The following is a 14,941-nucleotide window of genomic DNA, read 5'->3' on the forward strand; positions in this document are numbered from 1 at the left end:
AACGCGCGCACAGCGCCCGAATTGTCGCATATCTGCATCAAGAGCAAGGGGATGGAGCATTCCGGGGGTGAAAAACCCGTCTTACGTGTGCGTCAGGGCGTTCTGAGTCGCATGGATCGGTGAGGGATTCCCGCGTCGTCGAACTCTGGCCCATGGGCGATGAAGCCTAGCTTTTCATAGAAAGGAACCGCATGGGTCTGGGAATCAAGAATAACCTCGACGAACCCGGCAGCGCGCGCGTGGTCCAGCACGGCAAGCATGATAAGCCGCCCCAACCCGGTTCCCCGATGGGGTGGCATCACCGCCACCCTCTGCACTTTTGCCGTGTCGCCCTTGGGCAACAGTCGCGCGCATCCGGCGGGATTTGAAGCTGCTCCTGCAAGGAAATGGGTGCAGGAATCATCAAGCCCATCCCATTCCTCGGCCTCGCTGACGTTCTGTTCACCCATGAAAACCGCCCTACGCACCGCAAAGCAGGCGGCGCGGTCTTCCGCTGTGTCAGCGACCGAGATTCTCATGCAGACGGAACGGTCGCACGCATTGACTCACGCTCGGCAAAGCGCGCTTCCCACGCGGCCAGCACATCGCGTCCTTTGCGCCAGTTGCGATCGTCATGGCGCAGATCGAGATAGCCAAGCGCGCACCCTACGGCGATCTGGCCCATATCGAGCGGACCGTGAAGATGCGCCATCCAGCGGGAGTCAATCGCATCAAGCGCACGAGTCACCTTGGCCCACTGTGCATCAAGCCAGGGGTCGTACCATAATTCTTCGGGCCTGATCCGCTTTTCATAGGTCATGGATACGGCGGCCTCCATGATCCCGTCGGCAGTCGCCTCCAGTGTCAGCGTGTCCCAAAGCTGGTGCTCCGGGTAGAGCCCCGATTTGGCCCGATCGTCCAGGAATCTTGTGATCACCCGGCTGTCATAGAGCGTCGGGCCGTCATCGCGGATCAACGCAGGGATCTTGCCAACGGGATTCGCGGCGGCAACCTCGGACGCGGTGGCGATAGGTGTGGTGGCAACCTCTTGCAGAGCGATATCGTCCTGCCCTGTTTCCAGAAGAAGAACGCGCACCTTTCGCACGAAGGGCGAGGCTGGCGCGGAAAGAAGCGTCATCATGTCAGGCGTTTCACTTTCAATCGGGTCAGGGCCGTGGCGTCGATCTCGACCCCGCGGCCGGTTGAATTCAGACGGAAGACTCGCCGCCACCGAAACGTCGCGTTGGCCTGACCTTCAGCGGTTCGCAGCGTTGCGCCTTCGGGCGTGGCGTCCATGATGTCCTCCAGCGGCTGGTCGAGCCGCCCATGGGACGTGGCTCGCGCCAACAGGTAGCCCGCAATAGCGACAGTTCCGTATTTCAACGCGATCCCTGCAAGGGGCGGAAGGGCTATGGGCATATCTGATCCTCCTGCTTCAATAGGTAGGGTCGCAGGGGCGTCCTGTCTATTCCCCGTCCTCTACGCCCATCATCAGCGCGGCCAAAAGGGCGGTTTCCTGCCCGATATGCGTGCCTTGCAGGTGGGTGGCTGCCGAATGCCGCGCGTGATCGGGCTTGTTCTGGGCCAGTTTCCAGGTGCCATCCACCCCTGCCACGTCGAAACGGAAGGGGCGGATCATGCGCATCAGCCTTGCCTGAACATCGGCTGGCGTTTTGTCCAGCGTCCAGGGTTTCTTGGGCAACAAACGGGTTTCGAACGTCTCGGTCAGCGTTTCAAGTGATGCCCGCAACGCTTCGTCCGGCAAGGGATGAAGCGTGCCGCGCAGGTGGACAGCGACATAGTTCCATGTCGGCACCTGTGCCGGGTCGCCATACCAGTCAGGCGAGATATAGCCATCAGGGCCGATGACCGCGATCACGGCGGGCAAGGGGCCGGTTGCCAAGCGGGAGATGGGATTTGACCGCACAAGGTGGATATCGGCCCTGCTGCCATCGTCAGACAAGGCAAACGGGATATGAGAAATCAACGGCGCCGGGTCGCCGTTCACCGACAGCACACCGAATCCCCGATCGCGAGCAAAACTAAGGTTCCGGTCGCGGCTTTCCTGACGGTACGCCGGGTTGGGATGCATGGGCGTTCTCCTGCCTTGATTGGTCGTTTGCGCAGCTTGCGCAGACAAGCGCACTTTGCAATAGTCGCGTCGTTCTCAGGGCGGGGTGAAATTCCCCACCGGCGGTATATGGGCATGTCCCATGAGCCCGCGAGCGCCCCCGGCCTGACCGGGGGGTCAGCAGATCCGGTGAGATGCCGGGGCCGACGGTCATAGTCCGGATGAAAGAGAACGAGCAGGACGCTCCCAATCCGGGTGCGGCCCTGCCCGTGATCGCCTTGGGTGACGTGTCAGTTGTCGAAAGGAGATCAAGATCATGACACACACCCGATATGCGTTCGTGAAAGCCAACTGGCATTCCGAGATCGTGGATCAGGCCCTTGCAGGCTTCAACCAGCTTATTCCCGCCGAGCAGGTCGATGTTTTTGATGTGCCCGGCGCATTCGAGATGCCGCTACTGGCGCGCGATCTTGCTGCCTCGGGCCGCTATGGAGCTGTCGCCTGCGCCGCGCTGGTGGTTGATGGCGGTATCTACCGGCATGACTTCGTCGCGCAGGCCGTGGTTGACGGTCTGATGCGCGCAGGGATGGATACCGGCGTTCCGGTTCTATCCGTGTCGCTGACCCCGCATCATTTCCAGGAAACCGAGCATCACATCGGCATCTACAAGGACCATTTCGTACAAAAAGGACGTGAGGCAGCCCAAGCTGCGCTTGGCATCCTGCGTACCCGCTCCGCGCTGGCCATCGAAAAGGCGGCGTAAGAGCTTGGGGCGTGGCGACATCTGCCGCGCCCCCCTTGTAGACCCCCGCCGATCGGCTCATGGTGCCCCTGACCCTTCCCGTGAGTCCCCCTTATGCTGAATGGCATCGCCCTGCGCCTGCTCTCGGTCGGCTTCTTCGCCGCCATGTCCGCCACCGTGCATGGGTTGTCCCATAGCGTCCCTGTCGGGCAGATCGTATTCTGGCGCAGCTTTGTCGCCATCATTCCAATCGTGATCTACATGGCGTGGATCGGTCGCTTCCCGAACGGGTTCCTGACCAAACGCCCCGGCGGCCATTTCATGCGGGGGCTGTTCGGCGGCATATCTATGGTGCTGTCCTTCATTTCTCTGGCCTATCTACCGGTCGCCAATGCCACCGCACTGGCTTTTCTCGGTCCTCTGGTATCGCTGCCCTTCGCGGCGATGCTCTTGGGCGAGGTTCTGACCCGCCGGATCATCTGGGCGGCCTTTGTCGGCTTTGGCGGTGTGCTGTTAATGTTGGCCAGCAACATCGTGCGACCCGATGCCGACCCGGGCCAGTTGATCGGGATTGCTGCCGGTCTGGCCTTTGCGGCCACCATGGGGCTGGTCCGGGTTCAGATCCGCAACCTGACCAAGACGGAAAGTGCCGTGACGATTGCCTTCTGGTTCTCGGTCATTTGCTCCGGCATCGGGCTGCTTAGCCTGCCGCTTGGATGGGTTCCGATGGTTGGCAACGTACTGTGGTATCTGATCTTCGCAGGGCTGCTTGGCGGTGTTGCCCAGATCCTGGCGACCGAGGCTGCCGCACGGGTGCCCGTCTCTCAGCTCGCACCGTTTGACTATACAGGCATGATCTGGGCACTCGGCTTCGATGTTATCCTGTTTGCGCAGTTCCCCGACTGGATCAGCTTCATCGGCATGGGGGCCATTGTTGCGGCCGGGATCATCACAGTCATAACCCCCAAATCCGAACGCCCTGCCGCCGCGCCGCCCGCGCCACGGCAGCCTTGGCACTGAAGGTTCAACCCGGTTCGCGCCTGAGCGATTGTGCCATGCAGTGGATGCCGCCGCCCATCATTGTGAACATGTCCATTTCAGGGTCGTAGACGGTGAACCCGTTGGCCCGCAGCTTGGTGATCAGGTCTGCGCTGGCAGCCGGGGCGAGAACCCTGTCGTTCCCCAGAGACATCACGTTGCAGCCAAGCGCCATCGTATCGCGGAAGCCTACGGGGATGATCTCCACCCCACGGGATTTCAGCCAGTCGGTGACGTGATCGGGGGTCGTTTCCAGACAGACCGCCGCGCATTTCGGGGCGATCATGCAGACCATCAGGTCGATATGCACGTAGTAGGGGTCGATATAGGCATAGTGCACCTCCCACCCCTCTTTCTCGACCCAGGCCCCGATCTGGCGGGCCGAGACCTCTTCGCAGCGCAGGCCCGTGTAGCCGATCAGCACCGCGCCCGGTTCGATGATGTGGAAATCGCCACCTTCGAAATTCCCTGCGCTGACCATGTCGTAGATCGGGATACCGGCCCCGAGGTAGAAGCGCAGCGCCGCCGAATACTCGCCCCGCCTGCGCGGGTTGGCCATCTGGGTGATCACCGCGCCCCATGGGGTCATGAAACTGGAATCGCGGGCATAGACGCCGTATTTGAGGTGCTCGTCAGCAGGCAGTGTGTGGATGGTCACGCCCGCACCTTCATAGGCATCGCACATCTCGCGGTATTGCCTGACCGCCACCTGATGATCCCAGGCGCGCCCTGTCCTCGCGGTTTCCCTGTAGATCGAGCTGAAGGCCACATTGTCCATGTGCCCGAAGGTTTCCACGGGACCGAGTAGCACGTCTTGCAGCACGCCATATTCGGAGTCGATGCCCCAGTTAGGAGACGGCGCGGTGCCGCCTTCGGGATTGCGCGCCTGAAGGGGCGGGCGGGTTGGGCTGAAATCATCGGGCATGGGGTTTCTCCGGTATGCGGTCAGTGGAACGATAGTGTGATGGATCGTCACTAGGCCAGAAAAATTGAACCAGGATTGTCGGCGTGAGAAATGCGTCGCGACAAGCGCTGCACAACGATGAAAAAAAAGAAGACCCAAAGACCGCGTGTCGCGCAAATTCGCGGCTTGTTGGTTCCAGCTCTGCTGGCAATTCGCTTTCCGTTGACGCTGAGGGAGACATTGCCCACTGTCTCCCGATTGGTGCTGATTTGCACCGGCGATACACTTTGAATTGGAGCCTCGATGCGTATTCACACCACCAGCCTGACACAAACCCGCATCATGCGACTGGCCGCTGTCCCAATGCTGGTCCTGGCCACAGTCTTCGCTGGTCCGGGTCAGGCACAGGTAGCGCCCGAGGGAACCGAGTCGATCCTATGGCAGCACCGGGAAGGGCGTATTCACTACTGGCCGATGAGCAATGGCGAGCGCTTGGGGGGCGTAAATATCTCCGGGCTGGTTGGGGCTGAATGGACCCTGCTCGGGTCGGGGGACATCACCGGCGACGGCATGACGACCTGGTCTGGCAACGCCGCGACGGGCAGGTCCATGGCTGGGAAATGAACGGTGGCCATATGGTCAGGGGCTTCAACATCAACACGCCCGTTTCCGGCAACTGGCAACTGGCAGGGGTTGGCGATCTGAATGGCGATGGCACCGACGATATCCTCTGGCTGCGCCGCGATGGACAGGTTCATTTCTGGCCCATGCGCAATGGCGAACGCGTGGACGGTATCGACATCAGCACCCCGGTTGGCGCCGGCTGGACGCTTGTGGGCGCGGGCGACCTGAACGGCGATGGCACCGATGACATCGTCTGGCGCAACATCAGTGGCCAAGTGCATTACTGGCCAATGAACGCGGGCCGTCGGGTAGACGGGATCAATATTGGCGATCCGGTCTCGGCGGACTGGACCCTGGCCGCAGTTGGCGACATCACCGGCGACGGAATTGACGATCTGGTCTGGCAGCGCCGCGACGGACAGGTTCATGGCTGGAGCATACAGGGAGGTCAGCGCGTGGGCGGGTTCAACATCGACACACCCGTTTCGGGAGACTGGCGACTGGCCGGGGTTGGCGATATCGACTGAGGGCCCGCCGGGACGATCGGGGATGCGTTGATGCTCTCGATGTCCAGCTTGTTGACGCTCCACGAGTTGGCAGCGACCCCGTTGCATTTGGATTGTCGCTGGAGAAGCTCTCGGAGTCTGCCCGCCATTCACCCCTTCTTCTCTAAACCGGCGACGGGCGGGCCGGGCTGAGATCGTCGGGCATGTGGGCTCTCCGGAATGCGCTTTGTGGAACGATAGCGGGACGGATCCGCAAACGGCCCGAATAACCGATCCGGTCCAAGCGCACGCTGCGGCGCACATTGCCAGGCGCTTGAAGCACAAACAGGTGGCCGGAAGATCGCCCTGCCGTTGACCTGCGACGGACCTTCGCCCACTGTCGCCCTGATGGTGCCTGCGCGCCACGAGGGGATGATGTGACGCCCACGATTCCGAACCTGATGACGCTTTACAGGCTGGCAGCGGCACCCGCTGCGGCCGTTCTGGCGCTGGCTGGCTTGCGGGACATCTTCTTTGCTGTGATTGTTCTTAGCTTGCTCAGCGATCTGCTGGATGGTCCGCTTGCGCGCTGGCTGAAGCAAGAAACAAGCGCTGGTGCCCGGCTTGATACCATCGCGGACGGGGGCACGGTGCTGGCTGGCCTGCTGGGGGTCTATCTGTTCGAGGGGGACAGCATCCGGCCCGACATTGCCTGGCTATACGTATTCCTCGCCAGCTACGCCGGGGCGGCGGGTATCTCATTGGTCAAATTTCGGACTCTCCCCGCCTTTCACCTCTATTCGTCGAAACTGGCAGCCGTTGGGTCAGGCGTCTTTTTCGTCTGGCTGTTCTACTTTGGCTATTCCCGCCCGGTCTTCATCACCGCGACATTCCTTGGAATCGTGGCGAATATCGAGTCGATGCTGGTGACCCTGCTGATCAAGCGGCTCAGGACTGATATTCACTCGGTTCTCGGGCTGACCAAAGCAGATCGGAGCAGCACGTACTAGGGGTTAAGCTGTTATATTCAATGCAGAAAAAGCTTGCGTCTGATACCCGCGGTCTTGGAACTTGATGACCGTGCTCCATCTAGATGAAGCTGATCGTGCAGATACGCTTCGATCTACCCAACCATCGACATTAGCCTAAAACACAGGTCAATATTTTTACTAGAGGTCAACGTCGTTGAAATCTTTGGATTTCTCGAAGCGCAGTAACCGAAATGTAGACGAGAACTCCGAATATGGCCAAATATGGAAAAAAGAACAACAATATCATCGTTCCATATCCGTACTGGAAGTAGTCAAAAGCAATCACATTTAGGATAATACCAGGTGCCAACCAAAACACAGCCGCAACTCCTGACAATACGGCTTTCAGTTTTAAATATCGAGATGTGACCAGGTAACTCATAGTCAGACTGATCTCCTCACTTAAGATTACCAAAAATTGCCATACCGCGCAACAGAGGCAAAGGAGAAGAAGTGGTGCTTATCCTAGCTGAGGTCAAACCGAAAATGGGTCGTATATCCAAGCCAGTCGAAAGCTGGAGATGACCTTTTCATGCACTCAGTTTCGTTGCCATAATACCTGATATTACCACTTTCAGAATCTGCCCCTCGGGCTGAGATTCGCGGAAGGTTACCTCTGCAAACTGCTCGGTCCGGCCCATATGAGGGTTCTCCATCAGAACCCTGTGTGTGCGCCCCACCTGAGCGGCCAGATGCGCCGCAACCTGACGCTCCCCCGCCTCGCGCAACCGCGCTGCGCGATCCTTGATCACCTTGCCATTGACCTGATTGGGAATGCGTGCCGCCGGTGTGCCGTTCCGCTTGGAATAGGGGAAGACGTGCAGCCATGTGAGGTCGCACTCTGTCACCAGTTTCAGCGAGTTCTCGAAATGGGCCTCGGTCTCGGTCGGGAAGCCTGCGATGATATCGGCGCCGAAGGTCATCTCCGGGCGCAGGCGCCGCGCCTCTTCGCAGAAACGGATGGCGTCGTCGCGCAGATGCCGACGGGCCATGCGTTTGAGGATCAGGTCATCGCCATGCTGAAGTGACAGGTGCAGATGCGGCATCAGGCGCGGTTCCGTCGCGATGGCCTGCATCAGGTTGTCATCGACTTCGATCGAGTCGATGGAGGAAATGCGAAGGCGCGGCAGGTCCGGCACCAGTTTCAGGATGCGCATGACCAGATCGCCGAGCTTTGGCTGCGCAGGCAGGTCCGCCCCCCAACTGGTCAGGTCCACACCTGTCAGCACCACCTCGTTATATCCACGGCCCACCAGCCGCTTGATCTGGTCCACCACGACACCGGCAGGCACAGACCGGGAATTGCCGCGCCCGTATGGAATGATGCAGAAGGTGCAGCGGTGATCGCACCCGTTCTGGACCTGCACATAAGCGCGCGACCGCGTGCCGAACCCGTCGATCAGGTGGCCCGCCGTTTCGGTGACTGACATGATGTCATCCACCATGACCTTCTCGGTCTGACCGATGAAGTCACCCGCGATGCCCGCCCAAGTCGCTGGCTGCATCTTCTCGGTATTGCCGATCACCAGATCGACCTCTTCCATCGCCTTGAACGTGTCAGGCTCGGTCTGTGCGGCGCATCCGGTGACGATGATCCGCGCCTCCGGGTTGTCGCGGCGCAGCTTGCGAATCTCTTGCCGGGCCTTCCGCACGGCCTCTGCTGTCACGGCGCAGGTGTTCACGACAACGGCATTGTCGACCCCGGCCTGATCGCTCAGGGCCTTCATCGCTTCGGTCTCGTAGGCGTTGAGCCGACACCCAAGCGTGTGGAAGACAGGGGGCTTGGTGGACATCACAGCGCTGCCAAATATTCCGAGGTCAGTGCCGCGTCAAAGACATGGGCCGTCGGCCCCGTCATCCACACGCCATCGTCGCGCCAGTCGATCTGGATCGTGCCGCCGTCCAGTTCGATGGTCACCTTGCGCCCGGTCAGCCCCCGGCGCGCGGCGGCAACGGCAGTCGCGCAGGACGAAGAACCGGAGGCAAGCGTCACCCCCACGCCCCGTTCCCAGACCCGCATACGCAGGTGATCCGGTCCGATCACATGGGCGAACTGAACATTGGTCCGTTCAGGGTACAGCGGGTGATGCTCCATCTCGGCCCCCCGCGCGGCAAGGTCCACGGTCTCGGCATCCTCAACAAAGAACGTGCAATGGGGGTTGCCCATGCCTGTTGCGGTCGGCGCGCCTTCGATCGGCAGCTTCAGCGTGTCCATCTCATGTGCCAGGGGGATGTCCTGCCAATCCATCTGTGGCTGCCCCATATTGACCGAGGTCAGCCCGCCGCCCACATCCACCGCCTGCAAGATACCGCGTTCCGTGCGCAGGGTCAGTGCCGTGGCCCCGGTGCGCTGCATCTCATACCGAGCAACGCAGCGAGTTGCATTGCCGCAGGCCCCGGCGGTCGATCCATCGGCATTGTAGAAGATCAGAGCCAGATCCGCCCCGTCACCCTGGTGAATCACCGCCAACTGATCGAATCCCACCCCGCGATGCCGGTCCGCCAGCGCAGCCGCCAGCGGCGCGGTCATCGTCACGGCGGTCTCCCGCGCGTCGATCACCACGAAGTCATTGCCGAGCCCATGCATCTTCATGAAGGGCAGGCCGGTTATGGGTCCGTTTTCCACCATGGGCGCGCATATACGCCCTCACCGAAAGATTTGAAATCCCAAAGGGCCGTTTTCTGCTTGACGCCCCGGGATCGGGTTTATAGAGAAGCCGCCTGTAGCAGGGGCCGCAAGCCAACGCTGCACAAGAGTGGGCCGTTAGCTCAGTTGGTAGAGCAACTGACTTTTAATCAGTGGGTCGCAGGTTCGAATCCTGCACGGCTCACCACTGAAATCAATGACTTAGCGCTGAAGAAAGAAGTTGCCCTTCAAGTGCAGCTTTCACATGGCTTTCACGCGAATGCTTTGTCGCCAGGATTGACACGATGCTAGTAGCTAGCTGTCCTAGGCCCCTATTTCCGTAAACTAGTCCAGTCCCATGACCCCACCCCGGGGGTACCCCCCCTTTTATGCAGTGGTTCCATATCCCTGTATTCATACTATTCCGGAAGAACGACGGGCATGCTGCCCCAGATCGGACGTGAGTGTTGGGCTCTGGCAACGGCAACATAGGGCGGACTGCTGACCTTCGCTGCGACGGACACGAGGGTTTAAAAAGCGCCGTGGGCGCAGAGCAGCCCTTGGAGGTGCAATCTGCGGATGCCTAGATTCTAGGCATTCCCTTTGGCCGCTCTAGCCGTTTTTGAGCTGCGATCCGAAACGGCGCGTTTGGCGCGCCATAACCTTTGTAGCCAGCGCGTCGCTCCACGATCTCGAAAAACATCGCAGTGCCGAACGGACGAGAATACAGCTGTAGAAACTCAGCACCATCCTCCCGGTCATAAAGAATATTCGCGGCTTTCAAATCTGAAAGAAACTCGGGCGCAAGATCAAAGCGCGCGTCGAGATCAGCATAGTAGTTTTCACTCATTGGTAGAGGTTGAAAACCGAGATCAGCGAGTTGCCGGGCTGAAGCGAAGATGTCATCCGTCGAAAAGGCCACGTGTTGAACCGAGGCGCCAAAACTGTCAGCGAGAAACCCGCCCGCCAGGGTACGATGTGTCTCGGCCCCGTTCAGCGTGATGCGGAAGCGTCCATCTGGGATTGCAAGCGCCTGGCTGCGGACCAGCCCGTCAGGATCAATCACATCCACCATTGAGGATTTCTCCATCCCGAACAGCGTGGTGTAAAAGAGCGACCAACTCAACATTTCGTCATAGCTCATGGTCTGGGCGACGTGGTCGATCCGGGTCAGTCCTGCCGCACCGGGTACCTCACCTGTTGGTGTAAATTCGGTGTCCCAGACATGATCCAGTGAGTTGTCCAGGAAATGCAGAACAGACCCGCCCAACCCTTCGATCGCCGGGATATCCAGTTCGCCGGGCGCCCGCTCCTGTTCGAAAGGCTTCGAATCGAGTGCCACGGCACGCGCCATAGTGTCAGCAGCGGACGCGACCGTCAGACCGATATCACAGACATTGCTGCGCCTCACTGTGAAGCTGTGATCGGCATGGCCCTTGGTCTCTGCGTTGAGAACGATGCGAATTTCGCCTTGTTGCCACAGCGCGAGGTCCTTTGCGATATGCCGCCCAACACATGCAAATCCAAGCGAGCGGAGAAGGGCAGAGATTGTTTCCGCCTCCACCCCGCGCGTTGCGAACTCGATGAATGCGGTGCCGTGAACACGAGCCGGTGCAGGCATCGGTGGCAGGTCGATGGCCAGATCTGGATCAGCCCGGCGCACTGCATCCAGAAGGTGGATCAGCGACCGGTGGCCGTCGCGCGCAATTGCCTTGGGCACGCCGCCACGGAACTGGTCGTTGAAGATTTCAAGACTGATCGGCCCGGCATACCCTGTCGCCATCACTGCGCGCGCAAAGGCGGTGACATCAAGATCCCCCTCGCCTGGCATATTACGGAAATGGCGCGACCAGTACAGCAAATCCATGTCGATGCGCGGCGCATCGGCCAGCTGCACAAAGAAGATGCGGTCCCCTGGAATGCGTCGGATCGTTTCGGGATCGATACCGCGGGCGAGCGTGTGGAAACTGTCGAGGATCAGCCCGACATTTGGATGATCGGCCCGACGCACGATTTCCCAGGCGTCGCGGTGATCGTCAACATGCCTCCCCCAGGCCAGCGCCTCGTATCCTACCCGCAGGCCACGCTTTGCGGCGCGCTCACCCAGTTCCGCGAAATCATCTGCCGCACGGTTTATGCCGCCAAGCGCCTCGGGATGGACTGAGGAACACACCAGAACAAGGTCACAGCCCAATTCTTGCATCAGGTCGAATTTGCGCTCAGCCCGGTCGAAAGCCTTGGCACGCAGCGCGCCCGGCAGCCCTTCGAAATCGCGGAACGGCTGGAACAGCATAAGTTCTAGCCCTGCAGAGCGGATTCGGTTGCCCACGTCACGAGGGCTTCTGGCATCGGCAATGAAGTCCTGTTCGAAGATCTCGATACCGTCATAGCCCGCGGCTGCGATGGCCTCGATCTTCTCCTCGAGATTGCCTGAGATCGAAACAGTTGCGATTCCGGTTTTCATGTGTCGTGCTCCTCGCTCAGAAGCTTGCTGCGAAGGTCGTCCTGACTCGCGTCCGAGCCTGAAAAAAGCTTCCAGGCATGCACTCCTTGGTAAAAGAACAGCTCCCAGCCCGACACGATATCCAGCCCGGCGGCTTCGGCATCCTGCAGGAACAGGGTGTCCTTGGGTGTATAAACAGCGTCGAAAGCCCATTCTGCTTTTGCCATCGCCAATCGGGCAAGAGGGGTGCCCTCGTATCCGACCATGCCTACAGGCGTGGCATTAACCAGTCCCTGCACGCCCAATGCCGCCTCTTCCGCCGTCGCCGACAGCTTTACCGCCAAATCGGGGAACATTTTCGCGAGATCGGCAGCCAATGCCTCGGCCTTGGCTCTGTCGCGGTCGACCAGCCGAAGCGCTGCTATACCAAGGTCAGCCAAGCCGAAAGCGATGGCGCGACCGACGCCGCCGGTTCCAATCAGCAGCACCTCACCGGGGGCCGCCACTCCGCGCACATGCTGATATGCCGCCTTGAACCCGGTGAAGTCCGTATTGTGCCCCTGCGGACCTCCGGGCTCGAACAGCACGGTGTTGACCGCTCCGATCGCACGTAAGACGGGATCGACGATTTCGACCAGCGCAATCACGCGCTCCTTGTAGGGATAAGTGATGTTGAGACCTCGATAGCCGGCCTTGCGGGCGCTTTGAAATACCCCTTCAAAGCTTTGGCCAAGATCGGTTGGCACCAGCCGGTCATAGGTCAGTTCGTTTCCAGCCATTTCCCCGGCGAGCCGGTGAAGCCGCGGCGAGCGTGACCGACTGATGTTGTCGCCGATAAGCCCGAGTTTTAGCTTGGTCAGGGAGGGAGAAGTCAGCGTCACGATGCATCCGAATTGGAAGGTTTCCTGAATAGTTTGCGCTTACCCCAGGCCCAGATTGGCGTCTGCGAGACGAAGACCAAGATCACGGCTAGGAACAGCACCAGAGACAGCGGGCTGGTAAAGATGCCGTCGAAGAAGCGCCCGAGATCTTCGCGTTCGGAGATGATGGCGCGCCGCCAGTTGTCATCGAGCAGCCGCGACAGGATCACGCCGAGGATCACCGGACCAAGCGGATAGCCGTAGAGTCGCATGAAGTAACCAAGCACCCCAAAGCCGAGCATCCAATAGACATCGGTGATCGAGTTGTTCACGGCGTAAGCACCCACAATAGACAGGAGCATGATCAGCGGGATCAAGACAGATCGGGGCATCTCCACAATCTTGGTGAACAGCCGGATTCCTGTTAGCCCGAATAGCAGCATGAAGAAGTTGGCAGTTACCAATGCGCCTACGATGAACCAGAACATCTGGGGCTGGTCGATCATCAGCATCGGACCCGGGTTGAGTCCATGAATGAAGAGTGCGCCGATCATGATCGCGGTCACCGCGTCGCCGGGAATACCGAGCGTCATCATCGGGATGAAGGCCCCGCCCACGGCGGCATTGTTTGCGGTCTCCGGGGCGACCAGCCCTTCCATTGCACCCTCGCCGAAGGGGCGTTCGGGGTTCTTGGTCACGCGCTTGGCGTGATCGTAGGCCATCAGCGCCGCAATGTCCCCGCCGGTGCCCGGCAACGCGCCGACAATGACCCCGATGGAGGAGGTCTGAAGGCTCAGCGGTAGATGTTTGCGAACGGTACCCCATGACGGAACGATCTTTTTGATCGCCTGGCGCACCGATGGCGCGTTGACATGGTGCAGTTGAAGCAGCGCCTCGGACACGCCGAACATGCCGATCATTACCGCGATGAACGAAATCCCCCCACGCAGCAGTGGAATGTCGAAGGTAAAGCGCGCTGTGAAGGTAAGCGGATCCATCCCGACCGCGCCGATGGCGATGCCAAAGGCCCCAGCGAACACGCCCTTTACAAGGCTGCCCGTGGACAATGATCCCACAAGCAAGATGCCAAGCACTGCCAGCAGCATGTAGTCACGCGGCTGAAACCGCAGGGCGAAGTCCGACACCAAAGGGGCAGCCAGTGCCAGGACACCGATACCTATGAAGCCGCCAAAAAATGACATGACTGTGGTGGTGCCGATGGCCTGCCCTGCCTCACCGCGCTTGGCCATGGGATAGCCGTCCATCGCGGTGGCAATCGCAGAGGGTGCACCGGGTATGTTTAGAAGGATCGCGGTTCTAGACCCGCCATAGACCCCGCCCATGTAGATCCCGATCATAAGCGAAATCGCCGGGTAGACGTCCCAGCTGAAAGTGAAGGAGATTAGGATCGACACTGCCATGGTGACTGACAGTCCCGGGATCGCGCCCACGTAGACACCTGCGAAAGTACCAAGGCCCACTAGGAGCAGTAACTGGGGCTGCGTGAAGACCGTAAGAAACGCAAGAAGTGCGTCCATCAATTCGCCCCCCCGGTGAAAAGATCGCGAAGGATTTGGACGAATTGCGCTTCGGGCACGATGCCGGCGGGCATCAGCACGGTAAAGACGAGGCGGAAGATGACCCAGATCAGCACGAGACTACCAAGCGACACCGACAGCGTGAACACCCAGGACCGGCGCGCCAGGAACTTGATCGCCAAGATCAGGAACAGGGCCGAGGTCGGCAGGAAGCCAAGCGGTCGCAGCAGAACGCCATAGGCGACCAGCATCAGTGCCAGCACGATCACCGACACGGGCAGGATGTCTCGCGCGACGCTCTCGGTCTCTACCTTAGGCAACCGCAGTGTTTTGAGCAGGACAATGACACTGGTGATTACCATCACCGCGGTTGTGGCCATCGGCACTGATCCTGGCGAGGATAGCGCACGGAACCCGGAGATTCCGTAGGCCTCCCATAGCAGGAACAGGCTCACACCGGTCAGAAGCGCGGCGAATACCAGCTCTCCGGGGCGGCGAGCGTTTTCATACCCGCCCGGCGTCGCATCAGACGTGCCTTCGTGGTGGTCGTCGTATTCGAGGTCAGGATTGGTCATGGCGTCCCCCGCTTGTCTGTGCAGC

Annotated in this window: 16 protein-coding genes, 1 tRNA gene and 1 riboswitch; of the genes, 6 read left to right on the forward strand and 11 right to left on the reverse strand. The window is 60.1% G+C overall.

The features are described from left to right. Positions 1 to 92 precede the first annotated feature (92 nt). The 4 genes from ACROHD_RS16405 to ACROHD_RS16420 all read right to left on the reverse strand — a co-directional run bounded on the left by ACROHD_RS16405 (position 93) and on the right by ACROHD_RS16420 (position 2,071). Positions 93 to 449, reverse strand: coding sequence for a GNAT family N-acetyltransferase (locus ACROHD_RS16405; protein ID WP_432679419.1), 357 nt, complete (start codon positions 447 to 449; stop codon positions 93 to 95). Between the two features lie 65 nt (positions 450 to 514). Then, a complete protein-coding gene (locus tag ACROHD_RS16410; RefSeq protein WP_432679459.1) occupies positions 515 to 1,117 on the reverse strand; it encodes a glutathione S-transferase in 603 nt (200 codons plus the stop codon). Beyond that, positions 1,117 to 1,398 (reverse strand): hypothetical protein, encoded by a 282-nt coding sequence (locus ACROHD_RS16415; protein WP_432679421.1) that lies wholly within the window; start codon positions 1,396 to 1,398, stop codon positions 1,117 to 1,119. Before ACROHD_RS16415 ends, ACROHD_RS16410 begins: the two co-directional genes overlap by 1 nt. 46 nt (positions 1,399 to 1,444) lie before the next feature. Beyond that, entirely contained in the window at positions 1,445 to 2,071 is a 627-nt protein-coding gene (locus ACROHD_RS16420) for an FMN-binding negative transcriptional regulator (RefSeq protein ID WP_432679423.1), read from the reverse strand. Between the two features lie 67 nt (positions 2,072 to 2,138). Then, positions 2,139 to 2,287, forward strand: a riboswitch (FMN riboswitch). 79 nt (positions 2,288 to 2,366) lie between these two features. Here ACROHD_RS16420 and ACROHD_RS16425 point away from each other — a divergent pair. Both ACROHD_RS16425 and ACROHD_RS16430 read left to right on the forward strand, forming a co-directional pair. Continuing rightward, positions 2,367 to 2,813: a 6,7-dimethyl-8-ribityllumazine synthase gene (locus ACROHD_RS16425; protein WP_432679424.1), complete on the forward strand. Its 447-nt coding sequence runs from the start codon at positions 2,367 to 2,369 to the stop codon at positions 2,811 to 2,813. Positions 2,814 to 2,906: 93 nt separating this feature from the next. Further along, on the forward strand, positions 2,907 to 3,812 hold the full coding sequence (locus ACROHD_RS16430) for a DMT family transporter (RefSeq protein WP_432679425.1): 906 nt from the start codon (positions 2,907 to 2,909) through the stop codon (positions 3,810 to 3,812). Positions 3,813 to 3,816: 4 nt separating this feature from the next. Here the strand turns inward: ACROHD_RS16430 and ACROHD_RS16435 are convergent, their stop codons facing one another. Next, the gene (locus tag ACROHD_RS16435; protein ID WP_432679426.1) at positions 3,817 to 4,755 is read right to left on the reverse strand and encodes a dimethylarginine dimethylaminohydrolase family protein; all 939 of its coding nucleotides are present in this window, start codon (positions 4,753 to 4,755) and stop codon (positions 3,817 to 3,819) included. A 282-nt stretch (positions 4,756 to 5,037) separates the two neighbouring features. Here ACROHD_RS16435 and ACROHD_RS16440 point away from each other — a divergent pair, with 282 nt between their 5' ends. The 3 genes from ACROHD_RS16440 to ACROHD_RS16450 all read left to right on the forward strand — a co-directional run bounded on the left by ACROHD_RS16440 (position 5,038) and on the right by ACROHD_RS16450 (position 6,853). After that, positions 5,038 to 5,358: a hypothetical protein gene (locus ACROHD_RS16440; protein WP_432679427.1), complete on the forward strand. Its 321-nt coding sequence runs from the start codon at positions 5,038 to 5,040 to the stop codon at positions 5,356 to 5,358. Next, positions 5,355 to 5,885 (forward strand): FG-GAP repeat domain-containing protein, encoded by a 531-nt coding sequence (locus ACROHD_RS16445; RefSeq protein ID WP_432679428.1) that lies wholly within the window; start codon positions 5,355 to 5,357, stop codon positions 5,883 to 5,885. The genes ACROHD_RS16440 and ACROHD_RS16445 overlap by 4 nt, the downstream gene beginning before the upstream one ends. Positions 5,886 to 6,280: 395 nt before the next feature. Continuing rightward, complete coding sequence (locus ACROHD_RS16450) at positions 6,281 to 6,853, forward strand: CDP-alcohol phosphatidyltransferase family protein (RefSeq protein ID WP_432679429.1); 573 nt, start codon at positions 6,281 to 6,283, stop codon at positions 6,851 to 6,853. A gap of 551 nt (positions 6,854 to 7,404) precedes the next feature. On the opposite strand, the gene mtaB is transcribed toward ACROHD_RS16450, so the two are convergent. Together mtaB and dapF are read right to left on the reverse strand one after the other, a co-directional pair. Then, positions 7,405 to 8,667 (reverse strand): tRNA (N(6)-L-threonylcarbamoyladenosine(37)-C(2))-methylthiotransferase MtaB, encoded by a 1,263-nt coding sequence (gene mtaB, locus ACROHD_RS16455; RefSeq protein ID WP_432679430.1) that lies wholly within the window; start codon positions 8,665 to 8,667, stop codon positions 7,405 to 7,407. Further along, positions 8,667 to 9,503 (reverse strand): diaminopimelate epimerase, encoded by an 837-nt coding sequence (gene dapF, locus ACROHD_RS16460; RefSeq protein WP_432679431.1) that lies wholly within the window; start codon positions 9,501 to 9,503, stop codon positions 8,667 to 8,669. Before dapF ends, mtaB begins: the two co-directional genes overlap by 1 nt. Positions 9,504 to 9,632: 129 nt before the next feature. Here dapF and ACROHD_RS16465 point away from each other — a divergent pair. Further along, positions 9,633 to 9,708 (forward strand) — tRNA-Lys (locus ACROHD_RS16465). A 375-nt stretch (positions 9,709 to 10,083) separates the two neighbouring features. Here ACROHD_RS16465 and ACROHD_RS16470 read toward each other — a convergent pair. The 4 genes from ACROHD_RS16470 to ACROHD_RS16485 are packed head-to-tail and all read right to left on the reverse strand — an operon-like array spanning position 10,084 to position 14,916. Then, on the reverse strand, positions 10,084 to 11,964 hold the full coding sequence (locus ACROHD_RS16470) for a bifunctional sugar phosphate isomerase/epimerase/4-hydroxyphenylpyruvate dioxygenase family protein (protein ID WP_432679432.1): 1,881 nt from the start codon (positions 11,962 to 11,964) through the stop codon (positions 10,084 to 10,086). Next, on the reverse strand, positions 11,961 to 12,824 hold the full coding sequence (locus ACROHD_RS16475) for a shikimate dehydrogenase family protein (RefSeq protein WP_432679434.1): 864 nt from the start codon (positions 12,822 to 12,824) through the stop codon (positions 11,961 to 11,963). Before ACROHD_RS16475 ends, ACROHD_RS16470 begins: the two co-directional genes overlap by 4 nt. Next, on the reverse strand, positions 12,821 to 14,341 hold the full coding sequence (locus ACROHD_RS16480) for a tripartite tricarboxylate transporter permease (RefSeq protein WP_432679435.1): 1,521 nt from the start codon (positions 14,339 to 14,341) through the stop codon (positions 12,821 to 12,823). Before ACROHD_RS16480 ends, ACROHD_RS16475 begins: the two co-directional genes overlap by 4 nt. Then, positions 14,341 to 14,916, reverse strand: coding sequence for a tripartite tricarboxylate transporter TctB family protein (locus ACROHD_RS16485; RefSeq protein WP_432679437.1), 576 nt, complete (start codon positions 14,914 to 14,916; stop codon positions 14,341 to 14,343). The genes ACROHD_RS16480 and ACROHD_RS16485 overlap by 1 nt, the downstream gene beginning before the upstream one ends. Positions 14,917 to 14,941: the final 25 nt, after the last annotated feature.

Origin of the sequence: Nioella aestuarii (genome assembly GCF_050896395.1) — a bacterium.
Lineage (GTDB): Bacteria > Pseudomonadota > Alphaproteobacteria > Rhodobacterales > Rhodobacteraceae > Nioella > Nioella aestuarii.